Source organism: Pseudoalteromonas sp. A25, assembly GCF_009176705.1.
Lineage (GTDB): Bacteria > Pseudomonadota > Gammaproteobacteria > Enterobacterales > Alteromonadaceae > Pseudoalteromonas.
Map to the genome: position 1 here is coordinate 1257601 of NZ_AP021846.1, position 15695 is coordinate 1273295.

At 42.5% G+C, this 15695-nt stretch carries 14 protein-coding genes; 13 read left to right on the plus strand and 1 reads right to left on the minus strand.

What is annotated here, in order from left to right:
- Positions 1-248 precede the first annotated feature (248 nt).
- Positions 249-1034, plus strand: coding sequence for a flagellin N-terminal helical domain-containing protein (locus GDK41_RS05635; RefSeq protein ID WP_152085487.1), 786 nt, complete (start codon positions 249-251; stop codon positions 1032-1034).
- Positions 1035-1183: 149 nt separating this feature from the next.
- On the plus strand, positions 1184-2620 hold the full coding sequence (locus tag GDK41_RS05640) for a sigma-54 dependent transcriptional regulator (RefSeq protein WP_152085488.1): 1437 nt from the start codon (positions 1184-1186) through the stop codon (positions 2618-2620).
- On the opposite strand, the gene GDK41_RS05645 is transcribed toward GDK41_RS05640, so the two are convergent.
- On the minus strand, positions 2607-3221 hold the full coding sequence (locus GDK41_RS05645) for a DNA-3-methyladenine glycosylase I (protein WP_152085489.1): 615 nt from the start codon (positions 3219-3221) through the stop codon (positions 2607-2609). The two genes, GDK41_RS05640 and GDK41_RS05645, sit on opposite strands and share 14 nt — an antisense overlap.
- A gap of 179 nt (positions 3222-3400) precedes the next feature.
- Between GDK41_RS05645 and GDK41_RS05650 the strand changes: the two genes are divergently transcribed.
- From GDK41_RS05650 to fliM, 11 genes are all read left to right on the plus strand, one after another.
- Complete coding sequence (locus GDK41_RS05650; RefSeq protein WP_152085490.1) at positions 3401-4504, plus strand: sensor histidine kinase; 1104 nt, start codon at positions 3401-3403, stop codon at positions 4502-4504.
- Complete coding sequence (locus GDK41_RS05655; RefSeq protein ID WP_152085491.1) at positions 4501-5886, plus strand: sigma-54-dependent transcriptional regulator; 1386 nt, start codon at positions 4501-4503, stop codon at positions 5884-5886. The genes GDK41_RS05650 and GDK41_RS05655 overlap by 4 nt, the downstream gene beginning before the upstream one ends.
- 153 nt (positions 5887-6039) lie before the next feature.
- Positions 6040-6372: a flagellar hook-basal body complex protein FliE gene (gene fliE / locus GDK41_RS05660; RefSeq protein ID WP_152085492.1), complete on the plus strand. Its 333-nt coding sequence runs from the start codon at positions 6040-6042 to the stop codon at positions 6370-6372.
- A gap of 22 nt (positions 6373-6394) precedes the next feature.
- A complete protein-coding gene (gene fliF / locus GDK41_RS05665; protein WP_152085493.1) occupies positions 6395-8104 on the plus strand; it encodes a flagellar basal-body MS-ring/collar protein FliF in 1710 nt (569 codons plus the stop codon).
- Complete coding sequence (gene fliG / locus GDK41_RS05670) at positions 8097-9137, plus strand: flagellar motor switch protein FliG (protein WP_152085494.1); 1041 nt, start codon at positions 8097-8099, stop codon at positions 9135-9137. Before fliF ends, fliG begins: the two co-directional genes overlap by 8 nt.
- A gap of 3 nt (positions 9138-9140) precedes the next feature.
- The gene (gene fliH, locus GDK41_RS05675) at positions 9141-9959 is read left to right on the plus strand and encodes a flagellar assembly protein FliH (RefSeq protein WP_152085495.1); all 819 of its coding nucleotides are present in this window, start codon (positions 9141-9143) and stop codon (positions 9957-9959) included.
- Between the two features lie 14 nt (positions 9960-9973).
- Positions 9974-11305, plus strand: coding sequence for a flagellar protein export ATPase FliI (fliI, locus tag GDK41_RS05680; RefSeq protein WP_152085496.1), 1332 nt, complete (start codon positions 9974-9976; stop codon positions 11303-11305).
- Entirely contained in the window at positions 11305-11745 is a 441-nt protein-coding gene (gene fliJ / locus GDK41_RS05685) for a flagellar export protein FliJ (protein WP_152085497.1), read from the plus strand. The genes fliI and fliJ overlap by 1 nt, the downstream gene beginning before the upstream one ends.
- Before the next feature lie 83 nt (positions 11746-11828).
- Complete coding sequence (locus GDK41_RS05690) at positions 11829-13994, plus strand: flagellar hook-length control protein FliK (RefSeq protein WP_152085498.1); 2166 nt, start codon at positions 11829-11831, stop codon at positions 13992-13994.
- A 55-nt stretch (positions 13995-14049) separates the two neighbouring features.
- Complete coding sequence (fliL, locus tag GDK41_RS05695; RefSeq protein WP_152085499.1) at positions 14050-14574, plus strand: flagellar basal body-associated protein FliL; 525 nt, start codon at positions 14050-14052, stop codon at positions 14572-14574.
- 8 nt (positions 14575-14582) lie between these two features.
- Positions 14583-15674, plus strand: coding sequence for a flagellar motor switch protein FliM (gene fliM / locus GDK41_RS05700; protein WP_152085500.1), 1092 nt, complete (start codon positions 14583-14585; stop codon positions 15672-15674).
- Positions 15675-15695: the final 21 nt, after the last annotated feature.

The window sequence follows — 15695 nt, forward strand, 5'->3', positions numbered from 1 at the left end:
AGTGCCACCTAAGTCTCCGCAATGATTTGTTTACAGATCTAGCAGAGGAGAAATTTTGACCGCCGCAACAGCCAATCATAAACAATATAATTGTCAGTACTTTATAATACTTACCAGTGTTTTGCAGTAATTATGCCAGTGTAAACTTAATAAACATGGCTTAGGGTGACATTTTTAGCAAGAAAGACTAAAATTTAAGCAGTAACAGTAGGTGTTTTACACAAGGTAAACACCTTATCGGAGGAGTTATGAAAATATCACCACCAAATTTCGGTACATTAAACCGAACAGAAGACGCTGCGAGTAAAATTAATCAACAGCTTTCATCAGCTAAGCGAGTGAACAGTGCCGCTGATGACGCGGCAGCGCTACAAATCATTGACAGATTAAATTCTCAGCAAGATGGTTACCAGCAAGCAATAAGAAATGCGTATGATGGCATTTCTTATTCACAAACTGCTGATGGTGCATTGTCGGGAGTGAATGATGCGGTTAGCCGCATTGCAGAGTTATCAGTGCAAGCTGGCAATGGCGCGCTGAGTGATTCAGACAGAAGAGCGTTGCAAGGGGAAGTTGAACAACTGCAGACACAAATAGCTGAAACGTTTGAGAATACAACATTCGCAGGAGCAGCGGTTTTCTCAGGGCAAGAAACTCAGTTTCAAGTGGGTCCTGATGCGAATACAACCCAAAGCCTGACGGTAACAGACGGCAGTTTTGCTAATGATATTGCTACAATTGATATCTCGACTCAAGCTGGGGCTCAAGCAGCACTTGATGTTGCTAAAACTGTCTCCGAAGACTTAAACACTGCGCGTTCTGAATTGGGTGCGTTTGAAAATGCAGTAGCCAGTAGAGTGCGTAATTTAGGCACTCAATCTGAGAATATCGCAGCGAGTCAAAGTCGTATCGAAGACACCGATTATGCTAAAGTGATCTCAGAGCAAACCGCCAATGATATCCTATCGCAAGCTTCTATTGCATTACGAGGACAAGCGAACCAGTCAGCATCGGCGGTGCTTGGACTGTTGTAGTATTAGTAAAAAAGTATTGATTTAAGTCACTTTTGGTGGCATTTTTTTGGCGAAAGTGTCAAAAATTTGCCACCAAGGTATTGCATCCCCTCCCAACTACCTTACAATCAATAATATATATTCTCGCCAAATGTAGTTGGACTCGAAAAATGGTTTTGATCTTAGACAATAATAATAATCGAGCTAGTAGCCTTTGCGGTGCTTTGACCTTTGTGGGTCAAGGAGCAAAGGTGATAAGTGAGTCTGACATAAGCGAAACCGCATTTCCAAAAGAGTCAATCATTGTTTTGGGGGCGTTGGCTGAGCTCGATCATGAGCAAGTTATAAAGTCTCAACCAGCCTCACCATTTTTACTGATAGGCGAAACATTAAAGCCACTTTTAACACTTGCAAATGTGATAGGCTTGATTTCAGAGCCGTTTAGTCACGATGTGACAATGCAGTTATTGCACGATTGTCAGCAGTACCAACGCATGCTTCCTGGTAAATCAAATAACCAAAACAGCAAAGTGTTTGATGGTCTTGTTGGAGAAACTGATGCTGTAAAGCAAGTGCGCTTTTTAATTTCTCAAGTGGCGGGTACGGATGCGAATGTACTTATTTTAGGTGAGTCGGGAACTGGTAAAGAAGTGGTTGCACGCAATGTACATTTGCTCTCTAAGCGCAATCAAGGGCCATTTGTACCTGTGAACTGCGGAGCGATCCCTGGAGAGTTATTAGAAAGTGAGCTGTTTGGGCATGAAAAAGGCGCATTTACTGGAGCTATTTCAGCACGAAAGGGGCGCTTCGAATTGGCTCAAGGTGGTACATTATTCCTTGATGAAATTGGTGATATGCCATTACAAATGCAGGTAAAGCTGCTTCGGGTATTACAGGAGCGTTGCTATGAACGGGTTGGGGGAACCAAGCCCATTCAGGCTGATGTGAGGATCATTGCTGCAACACACCGCAACCTGGAATCTATGATTGACTCAGGAAAGTTTCGAGAGGACTTATTCTATCGCTTAAATGTGTTTCCAATCGAAAATCCTTCATTAAATGAACGTGCAGATGATATTCCGCTGTTACTCAAAGAGTTGATGCGCCGTGTAAATGAACAAAGTGGAACGACGGCTAAATTTACGGAACGTGCTATCGAGAGCCTTAAGGCACACGATTGGCCTGGCAATATCCGAGAGCTTGCTAATTTAGTGGAAAGAATGGTGATCATGTTCCCAGATAAAGTAGTTGATGTGACAGATTTACCAAATAAGTATCGCTATATTGAAGTCGATGCATACCAGCCAGAGTATCCAGAAGAACTACTAGAAAAAGATGCGTTCAACGAACTGTTCAGTGGGGGCTTTAGCGATTTTGATGAGGAAGACGATACGTCAACGTCGAGTACGAACGATGCGCCCCAAATAGGTTTACTTCCTGATGAAGGCATTGAGCTTAAAGAATATTTAGCTGATCTAGAAGTGAGCTTGATCACTCAAGCACTTGAGCGCTACGATTATGTAGTGGCACGTGCTGCTGAAGTGCTAGGTGTGAGGCGCACCACTTTGGTTGAGAAAATGAAAAAGTATAACCTTAATCGCGAGTAGTTCTAATTGATGTTAAATCTATATTGGCGTACTGCTCAATGATCTGTGATTTTCTATAACATTCATCATCATGGTCATTTACCATGCCACATGCTTGCATGTGGGCATATACGGTTGTTGGACCAAGAAACTTAAATCCTCTCTTTTTTAGATCTTTGGCAAATGCGATGCTTATATCGCTTTGAGCCACATAATCAGCTTTGCTCTTTAGTTGATTGACAATCGGAGAATAACCTACAAACTGCCATTGATAATTAGCAAAGCTGCCGTGTGATTGTTGAATTTTTATAAAAGCACGGGCGTTGTTAATGGTGGCCGTGATTTTTTTTTCATTGCGAACAATGCCTGAGTTTTGCATTAGCTGTGTCACGTCATGTTCTGTCATAGCAGCAACCTTCTGAACATCAAAATGCTTAAAGGCCTCTCTATATGCGTGGCGCTTTTTTAAAATAGTGTACCAACTAAGTCCAGCTTGCGCAGATTCAAGTGTGATAAATTCAAACAGTGTTTTATCGTCAATGACGGGTATACCCCATTCTTCATCATGATATTGAACATAATCGTCTTTACTGGCGTCTAGCCATCGGCACCGAGTACACATTTTAATTGTCCTTCTTATTTTTTGATTGGTAGCATATTGATTGTACATGTAACTGTATAAAAATACAGTGTCAAAAATATGATACTAAACATCGACTTTAAATGTTTGATTTTATTTGGTTTATTTTTGGCCTAGATCCTGCATAGACTAATATAGAGTTTTAATTAGAGAGCTATGTTATGGCATTAGCACATGTTTTGAATCCACAATTTGTGCCAACAGCACCATTTGGCCCTGGGCTTCTGCAAGAGGCTTATGTGGGCGAGTTGAGTGAGCTGAGACAACAAGCAAGTTGGCTAAGTCACCTTGTACATACCATGCCCGCCGGGGTAATAGTACTTGACGGGCAAGGCATGATAGCAAAAGCAAACCAGATAGCCATTGATATGCTTGGTGAGCCGCTTGAAGGGGAAAAGTGGTTTAATATTATCCAACGCTCTTTCAATCCTCAGCAAGATGATGGTCATGAAATATCTCTCAAAGATGGTCGATTAATTAAGCTAGATATCACAGCACTTGCACCAGAACCAGGGCAGTTGATTTTGATGACTGATTTAACAGAGACGCGACGCTTGCAATCGAGGGTTGCGCATATGCAACGGCTCAGTGCTCTTGGCAAAATGGTGGCATCTTTAGCTCATCAAGTTCGTACGCCGTTGTCTGCTGCAATGTTATATGCGGCAAATTTGGGCAGCAGCGCACTGCCAAAAGCGTCACACTCTCGGTTCCACGAAAAGCTGATGTCGAGATTAAAAGACTTGGAATCGCAAGTGAATGATATGCTGTTGTTTGCCAAAAGCGGAGAGCAGCAAGTTGTAGAAACTGTGTCTATGCAACAGTTACTAAACGAAGTCAAAGCTGGTGCAGACGCTATGGTGGCGATGAATGACAGTACTCTTGATGTCGTGTTGCCAGATCCTGATATCGCCGTAATAGGCAATAAAACCGCGTTAGCGAGTGCAATACAAAACTTGATTCATAATAGTATTCAAATTATTGGCGCTGGTGCACAGATCAAAGTAAGTGCTGAGCAAAAAGCAGACAAAATATGTATTTCGGTGAGTGACAATGGACCTGGTGTCGATTCAAATCTGTTAGACAAAATTTTTGAGCCGTTCTTTACAACAAAGAGTCAGGGCACGGGCTTAGGTTTGGCCGTGGTTAGCTCGGTGGCAAATTCTCACAAAGGGCAAGTTGAAGTTAAAAATCTGCCAAATGGTGGCGCATGTTTTAGTTTACTTTTGCCTATTTCGTTCAATACCGAACAATTGGAGGTTGTATGAGTCATTCTATTTTAGTTGTGGAAGATGATGCAGGGCTTAGAGAAGCTTTGATAGACACCTTACAGTTATCTGGGTTTGATTGTGTTGAAGCATCTAGTGCAGAGCAGGCAGTGGTGTTGTTGAAGCAACATAGCTATTCTTTGGTAGTGAGTGATGTACAGATGGGGGCTATGAGTGGTATTGATTTACTTAAAACCATAAAACTTAACTACCCTGATCTACCCGTTTTAATGATGACGGCCTATGCAACGATTGATGATGCGGTGGAAGCAATGCGCTTAGGTGCCATTGACTATATGGCTAAGCCTTTTGCGCCTGAAGTTTTACTCAATATGGTTAGCCGTTATATGCCGCCTAAAGATAAAGAAACAGAAGGCCCTGTTGTTAAAGATCCGCAAAGCCTAAAATTGCTTGAATTGGCAGCGAAGGTCGCAAAGTCAGATGCGAGCGTGATGGTACTTGGACCTAGTGGTTCAGGAAAGGAAGTGTTGGCTCGCTATATTCATGACAAATCAGAGCGTGCAGAGGAAAGTTTTGTTGCAATAAACTGTGCGGCGATCCCTGAAAATATGCTTGAAGCGACATTATTTGGGTATGAAAAAGGCGCTTTTACAGGAGCCATCCAAGCTTGCCCAGGTAAATTTGAACAAGCTCAAAAAGGTACTATATTGCTTGACGAGATCACTGAAATGGATCTCGGTTTGCAAGCTAAGTTGTTAAGGGTATTGCAAGAGCGTGAGGTTGAGAGGCTCGGTGGACGTAAGACCATAGAGCTGGATGTGCGAGTGCTTGCAACTAGTAACCGAGATCTTAAAGAAGCTGTGGCAGCGGGCGATTTTAGAGAAGACTTGTACTATCGCCTGAATGTTTTTCCATTAATGTGGTTGCCTCTTTGCGAACGCCCAGGTGATATTGAAGTACTGGCAGAGCACTTGATTGCTAGACATTGTGTTAAAGCAGGAAAACCCACGCCAACTTTAAGTCATGAGGCAAAGCAAAAACTACTCTCTCACCAGTGGCCTGGAAATGTGAGAGAATTAGATAATGTTGTTCAACGCGCCTTAATTTTGCAACATGGTAATCAAGTGAATGCGGACGATATCTTTATTGAAAGCCATCAAGCTGTAACAACCAATCGTTATGATAAGCAACAGGCGCCAATTGAGGTTGAGTTAAAAACCCAATGCGATGTGTCAGATAGCGGTGAAGGCCAAAGCTACAAAGCTGAGCTGCAAGACAAAGAGCATCAAATGATCCTTGATACACTATCTCGCTGTCAAGGAAAGCGCAAAGAGGTTGCGGAGTTGTTAGGTATGAGCCCAAGAACTTTGCGATATAAGTTGGCCAAAATGCGTGATATGGGCATACCTTTACCAGCTTAATACTTTCCTATTTAGATAAGCCAGTTTAATACTGGCTTATTCTTGTCAAAAATACGACACTTAAATCCACTCTAACCTGTTGTTTTATAATGGTTTAAAGTTGGCATGCATTGTGCTTTTGTTAAGATATCTTTAGTAAAAAGGGTGAGCACAATGAACATTCAACCCAATGCTTTATACCAAGAAATGCAATCACTAGCGCTGGAAGCGACGCGCAATAAACCGCAAGAGAGTTTGCCGGTGCAGTCGTCTGCAAATTCATCGGCTCAATTTGGAGAAATGCTTTCTGATGCCATCAACACTGTTAATGGCTTGCAAAAAGAGGCAAAATCAAAAGTAACGGCTCTAGAAATGGGAGATCGCAATGTATCGCTGGCTGAAGTGATGATTGCTTCTCAAAAATCGTCAGTGGCGTTTGAAGCGACGGTACAAGTAAGAAATAAACTTGTTGAGTCTTATAAAGAAATCATGAGCATGCCTGTTTAAGCTTAGGTAGTGGAGAGTAACTGTGGCAACGAATCAATCAACAGAACTGGCTTTATCAGATGGCGCATCAGGTGGCCAAGCTGATGAACAGCAAGAGCAAAAATCAGGTTATCTGAGTGCGCTAAGTGGCGTTGATATGCTACGCCAAGTTACTTTAGTAATTGCCTTAGCGATTTGTTTAGCAATAGCTGTATTTATCATCATTTGGGCACGCCAGCCTGACTTGCGTCCACTAGGGCAATATCCTACTGATGAGTTAGTACAAACATTAGACTTTTTAGACGCTCAAAAAATTGACTATGAACTTGATGGTAACACCATCATGGTGGCAGAAAGTGATTATCAAACCATTAAATTACAAATGGCGCGAGATGGCTTTTCGCAAGCCCCGAGCTCTGGTACTGACATTTTAATGCAGGATATGGGCTTTGGTGTGAGTCAAAGATTAGAGCGAGAACGTCTAAAACACAGCAGAGAGCAACAATTAGCGCGCACGATTGAAGAGCTTGATGACGTTAGTCGCGCAAAAGTGTTGTTAGCCATTCCGAAAGAAAATGTATTTGCACGTCGCGAGAAGAAGCCCTCAGCTACCGTCGTGTTAACAATCAAGCGCGGTAGAACGCTAGATGGCGAAGAAGTTGACTCAATCGTTGATATTATCGCATCCGCAGTGCAAGGATTAGAGCCTTCACGCGTAACAGTTACGGACCAAAATGGGCGTTTACTAAATTCGGGATCTCAGGATTCACTAGCCGCTCGCTCAAGAAAAGAATATGAAATTGAGCGTAAGAGAGAACAGGAATATCTAGAGAAGATTGATAGTATTTTGATCCCCGTAGTTGGCTTAGGCAAGTTTACCGCACAGGTCGATTTAACGATGGACTTTAGTGCCGTCGAAGAAACGCAAAAGCGTTATAACCCTGATTTGCCTGCTGTTCGTAGTGAAACAACATTTGAAGAAAGTAATATAGGTGGACTTGCCGTTGGCATTCCTGGTGCTTTAACGAACCAGCCACCTACGAATTCAAATATTCCCGAAATTGCCGGTAATGGCAGCGCAGGTAGCGGATCTGCACCAAGTCGTTCGCAAAAAGAAGCAACGCGAAATTATGAATTAGACACTACAATTAGTCATAAGCGTCAGCAAACAGGGGTTATCCGTCGCATCAGCGTCTCAGTAGCCGTGGATTATCTTCCTAAAGCTGATGCTGAAGGCAATATGACACTACAACCTCGCACACAAGAGGAACTAGCGAATATTCGACGTTTATTGCAAGGTGGTGTTGGCTTTGATATGCAACGCGGGGACGCACTAGAAGTTGTAACAGTGCCGTTTGTGCGTGAAGATTTAGCTGAAGTTACAGAAGTGCCGCTTTGGGAACAAGATTGGTTCATGAAGACAACGCGTTTGGCATTGGGTGCGTTAGTGATCATTGTACTTATCTTAGCGGTTGTTAGGCCGATGCTAAAACGCTTAATTTACCCAGACGATACGCTTGAAGAGTTCGATGAAGATTCATTGACTGCGGGAGTTGACTTAGGGGATAGCACATTAGATATGTTAAGTCATGAATTTGATTCATCAGCCGTTGGCTTCTCATCGGATGGTACTTTACAATTGCCTGACTTACATGGCGACGAAGACTTACTCAAAGCAGTTCGAGCATTAGTGGCTAATGAACCTGAATTATCATCACAAGTAGTGAAAGCGTGGTTAACTGAAGATGACTGATGAAGAACAAAAACAATTACCCGCCGCATACGACGTAAATAAATTGGATGGCGTCGATAAGGCCGCCATCCTATTACTCAGTTTGTCTGAAGAAGATGCTGCGCAGATATTAAAACATTTAGAGCCCAAACAAGTACAGCGCGTCGGTATGGCTATGGCCGCATTAGATGATTTATCACAGGCTAAAATTAGCGCGGTTCATAATTTGTTTATTGAACAAATACAAAGCTTTAGTACAATTGGGTTCCAGTCTGAAGACTTTATTAAAAAGGCCCTAACAGCAGCTCTTGGCGAGGATAAAGCAGCAAGTCTTATTGATCAGATTGTTATGGGGTCGGGTGCTAAAGGCCTAGACTCACTGAAATGGATGGACTCGAAGCAGGTAGCCAACATAATTCGTAATGAACACCCGCAAATTCAAACCATTGTTTTGTCTTATTTAGAGCCTGAGCAATCAGCAGAAATATTGTCTCAGTTCCCAGAAAAAGTCAGACTTGATCTAACGATGCGTATTGCCAACCTAGAAGAAGTGCAACCTGCAGCATTGCAAGAACTGAATGAGATAATGGAGAAGCAGTTTGCTGGGCAAGCAGGTGCACAGGCGGCGAAGATGGGTGGCTTAAAAGCTGCTGCAGATATTATGAACTATTTAGATACCAATGTCGAAGGTCAGCTTATGGATTCAATTCGTGAGCACGATGAAGAGATGTCGCAACAGATTCAAGATCTTATGTTTGTATTCGAGAATTTATTGGATGTTGACGATAGGGGTATTCAAGCTATCTTGCGTGAAGTACAGCAAGATGTATTAATGAAGGCGATTAAAGGTACTGATGATGCACTTAAAGATAAAATCTTGGGTAATATGTCAAAACGTGCCGCTGAAATGCTTGCCGATGATTTAGAAGCCATGCCACCAGTTCGCATTAGTGAAGTAGAAGCCGCACAAAAAGAAATTTTATCGACAGCGCGTCGTCTTGCTGACTCTGGTGAAATAATGCTCGGTGGTGGTGGCGGTGAGGAGTTCTTGTAATCTATGAGCAATACCAAACTTTATAAAGGCCGCCCGGTTGAAGGTGAAGCGCTTGATGAATTGCTCAAGAACTGGCCTATTCCTGACGTTGCAGAGGATCCTCGAAAATATTCTGGACGTTCAACGGCCTTTGGTAAGCCGCTAGAAGAGCTGTATCAGAAACCTGAGAAAAGACACCAAGAGCCAGAAACGCAAGAACCTGAATTTCCAACGTTGACAATCGAAGAGTTGGAGCAGATCCGCCAAGATGCATACGATGAGGGCATTAAACAAGGACATGAACAAGGCTACATTGATGGTTTTGATAAAGGGGTGTCTGAGGGTAAAGAGGCAGGCTATAAAGAAGGTATCGAGATAGGTAAGCAGCAAGGACATGATGAAGCGAAGCCTTTAATCGAAGAAAAGTTACAATCTTTAACGTTAATTATCAATGAATTACATGAGCCATTGCGTTTGGTTGATGAGCAATGTGAAAAGCAGCTAATACAACTTGCCAATTTATTGGCGCAAGCGGTGATATTTCGAGAAGTTGAGCAAGACCAAAACCTTGTTCTGTTAGCTTTGAAAAAAGCAATGGATGCACTGCCAATAGCAGAGCAAACAGTAAAAATTCACCTACACCCCAACGATTTAGAGGTCGTCAAAGAAGCGTATGGTGAACAGCAGCTCAGTTCTCAGCATTGGCACCTATTGCCAGAGCCAACACTAGATAGAGGCAGTGTTGAGGTAAAAACATCTCAATCTTCTATTGATATGACCCTAAAAACACGCATGAAAGAAATATTGGACGATTTTTTGCATAACAGTGGTATCGAGTCGTAAAATTTGGCTGCACAATGAGTGTTGAAAGTCCGTTAGCAGAACGTTTGTCGCAATATAAAAAACATATCAATGAGTTTTCAGTCCCTGTTGCCGGCAGCCTTACACGGGTTGTTGGTTTAACGCTTGAAGCCAAAGGTCTTAGCGCGCCAGTTGGGAGTCAATGTCAAATTGAAACCATCAGAGGACTGGTAGACGCCGAAGTGGTTGGCTTTAATGACGACACGCTATATTTAATGCCTAACGATCATATTTCTGGTGTACTGCCTGGTGCACGAGTTATCCCACAAATGAAAGAAACGGGTTTGCCTGTTGGCATGAGCTTATTGGGCCGAGTGGTCGATGGTCTAGGAAGGCCATTAGATGGGCTGGGACCAATTAACGCAGAACATACGCTAAAGTTTGCGCAAAATACCATTAATCCTTTAGCTAGAAGACCAATAAATCAGCCGCTTGATGTTGGAGTTAGGGCGATAAACTCTGTAATCACTGTCGGGCAAGGTCAGCGAATGGGGTTATTTGCTGGCAGTGGCGTGGGTAAATCAGTACTACTTGGCATGATGACGCGAGGCAGCGAAGCAGATGTAATTGTTGTCGGCTTAGTTGGTGAGCGTGGAAGAGAAGTGAAAGAGTTTATTGATGAAATTCTTGGTGCAGAGGGGCGTAAACGATCTGTTGTAGTGGCCGCCCCAGCTGATGCTTCACCATTGATGCGACTGAAGGGCTGTGAAAGTGCTGTCACTATCGCTGAATACTTTCGAGATCAAGGCCTTAATGTGCTGTTATTACTAGACTCTGTGACGCGCTATGCCATGGCGCAGCGTGAGATAGCACTTGCCGTGGGCGAGCCTCCAGCTACTAAGGGATACCCACCCTCGGTATTTGCTAAACTTCCTGCTTTGGTTGAGCGAGCTGGTAATGGGGGGGAGGGACAGGGGTCTATTACGGCTTTTTTTACTGTTTTAAGCGAAGGGGATGATATGCAAGATCCAATTGCTGATTCAGCTCGCGCGATCCTCGATGGGCATATTGTTCTTTCTCGAGACTTGGCAGATAGCGGGCACTATCCTGCGATTGATATCGAAAAATCAATTAGTCGAGTCATGCCACAAGTTATCTCTGAGCGACACTTACAACAGGCCAGAGTGCTTAAGCAAGTCTATGCGATGTATCAGCAAAACAAAGATATGATCACTTTAGGTGCCTACCAAAAAGGCAGTGACCCTATGCTAGATCAAGCTATTAATATGATGCCTTCGATTAACGCTTTTCTTCAACAAGGCATGAAGGAAGTACTGAACTATGATCAGTGCCTGCAAGAGCTTGCTCAATTATTAGGACAAGAATAATGGCTAGAAATAAACTTGATTTGTTATACAAGCTAGAGTCTGAAAAAGAGGAGTCTTTGCGTGTAAACTACATGCAGGCTCAACATCACCTTAATGACAATCAGCAAAAGTTATCTGGTCTGAATAACTTTCACCTTGAATACAGCCAACAGCTGCACATCAAAGCAAAACAAGGCTTATCCAGTAGTGGGTTTAGTCAGTACCATTCTTTCATTAAAAAAATTGAAGATGCAATTGCGCAGCAAGCACGTACAGTCAACACCGCTAAACAAGTCGTTGAGCAACGCAAAAAGCTTTGGCTTGCCCAGCAAGTTAAGGCTAAAGCAATCGCTAAGCTGATTGAAAAGAAAGAAATTGAACTCCAAAAGCGTTTAGATAGAGCGGAGCAAAAAATGTTAGATGAATTTGCTACAAACCAATTTATGCGCCGACGCGCTTGATTTATTAATCTGGCTTGATTTTTGCTGTTAATTTTAGAGTGATGTAATTGCGGTTCAAAATTGCCGCTTTGGTAGGTATCTATATGCTTAATGTAACGTTTAACAATATGAAAGTTTCTAGCAGTGATGCGAGTACTTTTGACTTAATGAGTGCTCAAAATGAGAGCTTATCAGATGAGCCAAGTAGTTTCTTAAAAGCCTTACAAGAGCTTGAGGAAAAAGCCAATCTAGATGAAGAATCAGCGCTCATTGATGCGCAGAGTTCCAAGCAAAAACAGGCACTTTTAGATGCTGATACCTCAAGGGAAAAACAAGCACAATCAGATACTGACATCGCAGATAAAAAACAAGTATCTTCAAATGCTGACTACGCAGTACAACAGTTAGCACAAGCAGGTGTTAATAATGCAGAACAAAGTTCGTCTGAGGCGAGTGTTGCGACAAAAAAAGCTGAGTCAGATACCTATTTGTCTGCTCAACAGCGGGATAACGGAGCGATTCTAAACAATCAATCCAATAAGGCGCGTGAGTCTGACGTAAATGTTGATACGAGTCAGCAAAGCAATGAGAATAACGAAAAGCCCTCAACTTCTAGCCCTAAAGCTGCAGATGATTTACTGGCCCAAATTAATGCATCAAACCAGCAAAAAACCAGTGTTACAGTGCACGCACAAACAGATTCTACTGAGCAGCAGAAATCATATATCAGCGCATTAGAATCGTTAAATAAAAAGAGTTATAAGCAGGAAACTACCGTAAACGATAAAACTGAGCAAAATACTGTAAAGACAAATCAATCAAACATTGATTCTGTATCGGCTCAGGCTCGTGTTGAAGCAAAAAGCGATATCAATAATGATGAGAACGTTGTTAAAGCGAACAAAGAGTCACTAACAAAAGAAGAAAAAACCGCGGCTCAAACTGTTCAACAAGACAAAGTGGATGTGCTTAAAGGTGAGGGCGGCAAGTATACAGATGCTAAAGAGCGTCTGGCTGATCCAGGTCAATCAAAGCCACAGCTCAATTCAGAGTGGGGAAACTTAAATGAGCCAAAAGGAAACACTCGTGAAAATTCACTTTTGCAAAATCAAAAAGTGATTACCGAGCAGCGCAATCCAGAGGTAATCAGTAAACCGAATGAACTGGCCAAGCAAATAAGCGAGCTTGTTAAGCCCACTTCCCCTCAAACGACACAGGGTAACACTTCGGTAGTAGAAGAAAACCTTAAAGTAACGACAAGTGAAGAGCTTAACAAGGTAAGTACATTACAGCAAAAATTAATGGCACTAACTCCTTCAGAACGTGGGGCGCTACAACAGGGGCTACAACAATTGGTGGATGAAGGTAATACGACACCTAAAATAGAACAAGCGCTGGAGCAACTAAAGGCGATAGAGCAAAAGCAAACTTTACTAGGTAAGCCATTATCAAATACTGAAAATGTTATTGCCGCAGCATCTGATTTGCAAAGCAAACCAGTTGCTTACAACAGCACTAAAGTCGATAAAGACAGTCGCAAAAATGATATGAAGTTGAACTCAAAATCTGAACAAGTGGGTGATGCTGTTAAAAACGCAGGGGGGCATGGCAAGCAGGATATGACAAGTTCTATCACCAGTTTGACACAAACGATGCCGACACCTCAGGTAGAGCAAATATTTAAAGCGATAGCCACTGCGCAACCCAATGCAAATTTGGTTCAACCTCAAATGAGTGAGTTTGCTCAATATGTGCGTCAGTTAGAGGAAGCCCCGCAGAACATTCAACACCAGCAGAGCCAATCAACTACGCAAAAAGTGCAAGTTGATGGGCAAGTATTGCAAACAGTCAATATCGCCAGAAATGATGCAGCTAAGGTATTGCAAGAAAAAGTATCCATGATGCTTAATTTGAATAATCAAGAAGCAGAGATCCGCCTAGATCCTAGGGAGCTTGGCGCGATGCAAATACGTATTCGAACAGATGCAGAGCAGGCTCAAGTCAACTTTGTTGTGCAAAATCAACAAGCAAAAGATTTACTAGAGCAATCTATGCCTAAATTGAAAGAAATGCTCGCTGAACAAGGTATTGAACTGGGACAGAGTAATATTGAGCAGGGTGATAGTTCTCAAGGTGATCAGGGGTTTGACTCTGATACGCACGATGGAGCTAAATCTAATATGGCTAGTCAAGCGCAAGATGAGCAAAATGCTCAGCAAGCAACACGACCTGATTTAAACGATGGCTCTTCAATAGATTATTACGCCTAACTACTGCTATTATATAGAAATAGGCTCTAAGCTTGTCGCTTAAACAAGGATTAACATGGCAGAAGAAACCGATTTAGAAATTGAAGAAGCAGGTGGTAATAAAAAGAAGATTATTATTATTGCTGCAGTAGTAGCCGTTGCACTGGTGGTTGCTGGGGTATTGTTTTTGACATCTTCTGATGACACTCCGGTTGAAACATTGGCAGAAGAAGAAACCGCGACCGAGGTTATACAGTCATCGAGTTCATCAGCAAAAACTGGTAGCGCACTGTATGTCGCAATGCCTAGGCCTTTTGTGTTTAATGTTCCCGGAGCCAGTCGAGATCGAATAGTGCAAATTAAAGTGCAGTTGTTGGTTAGGGGAGATGTCAATGAAGAGATTGCTAAAAAGCATATCCCTCTAATAGAGGGTACATTATTGAGTGTATTTTCTACCACGACTGCGGATGAGCTTAGTACTAGTGCAGGTAAAGAAACATTGCGCTTGTCAGCCGTTGATAAAGTCCAACAAGCCATGGAAGGGGTTGAAGGCAGTAAAGTTATTGAGCGAGTGCTGTTCGTCGGCTTTGTAATGCAGTGAGGTCTTAAGTGAGTGATTTATTATCCCAAGATGAAATTGATGCGCTATTACACGGTGTTGATGAAGTCGAAGAAGAAGAGATAAGTGACGGTGATGAAGGGGATTCTAACGCACTGCAATATGACTTTTCTTCACAAGACCGTATCGTTCGTGGTCGCATGCCGACCTTGGAAATTGTTAATGAGCGATTCGCCCGACATATGCGGATAAGCTTGTTTAACATGATGCGCCGAACAGCTGAAGTATCTATAAACGGTGTTCAGATGTTGAAATTTGGAGAGTACATTCACACGTTGTTTGTACCCACCAGTTTGAATATGGTGCGCTTTAGACCGCTAAAGGGAACAGGTCTGATCACCATGGAAGCTCGGCTAGTTTTTATACTTGTGGATAACTTTTTTGGTGGCGATGGTCGATATCACGCCAAAATCGAAGGTCGAGAGTTTACCCCGACTGAGCGACGTATCGTTCAAATGCTACTAAAAATCATTTTTGAAGACTACAAAGAAGCTTGGGCGCCAGTGATGGACGTATCATTTGAGTACCTCGATTCTGAAGTTAACCCTGCAATGGCGAATATTGTAAGTCCAACAGAGGTTGTAGTTATTAGCTCCTTCCATATTGAGTTAGATGGCGGCGGGGGCGATTTTCATATTTCGTTGCCATATTCAATGTTAGAGCCTATCAGAGAATTGCTTGATGCAGGGGTTCAATCAGATACCGAAGACACTGACTTGCGATGGAGTAAGGCGCTGCGCGATGAGATCATGGATGTAGAAGTAGAGCTATCAACACAGTTGTTGGAAATCGACTTAACGCTTGCTCAAATTATGGAGTTAAAAGCAGGTGATGTTATCCCAGTTGAAATGCCTGAATACATTACCGTGTTTGTTGAAGAACTGCCTACCTTTAGAGCTAAAATGGGACGTTCAAGGGATAATGTTGCTTTACAAATTAGTGAGAAGATTAAGCGCCCAGAGTCTGTTAAGTCTGAGCTTCACGTGTTCACCAAAGGTGGCAAAAAACTCGATTCAGATGCTGAACTGGCAGAATTAGAAGAAGACTTACATCTGTCTGAAGGTGTAGACTTAGATTGGTAAAGATTGATTATATTAAGGTTT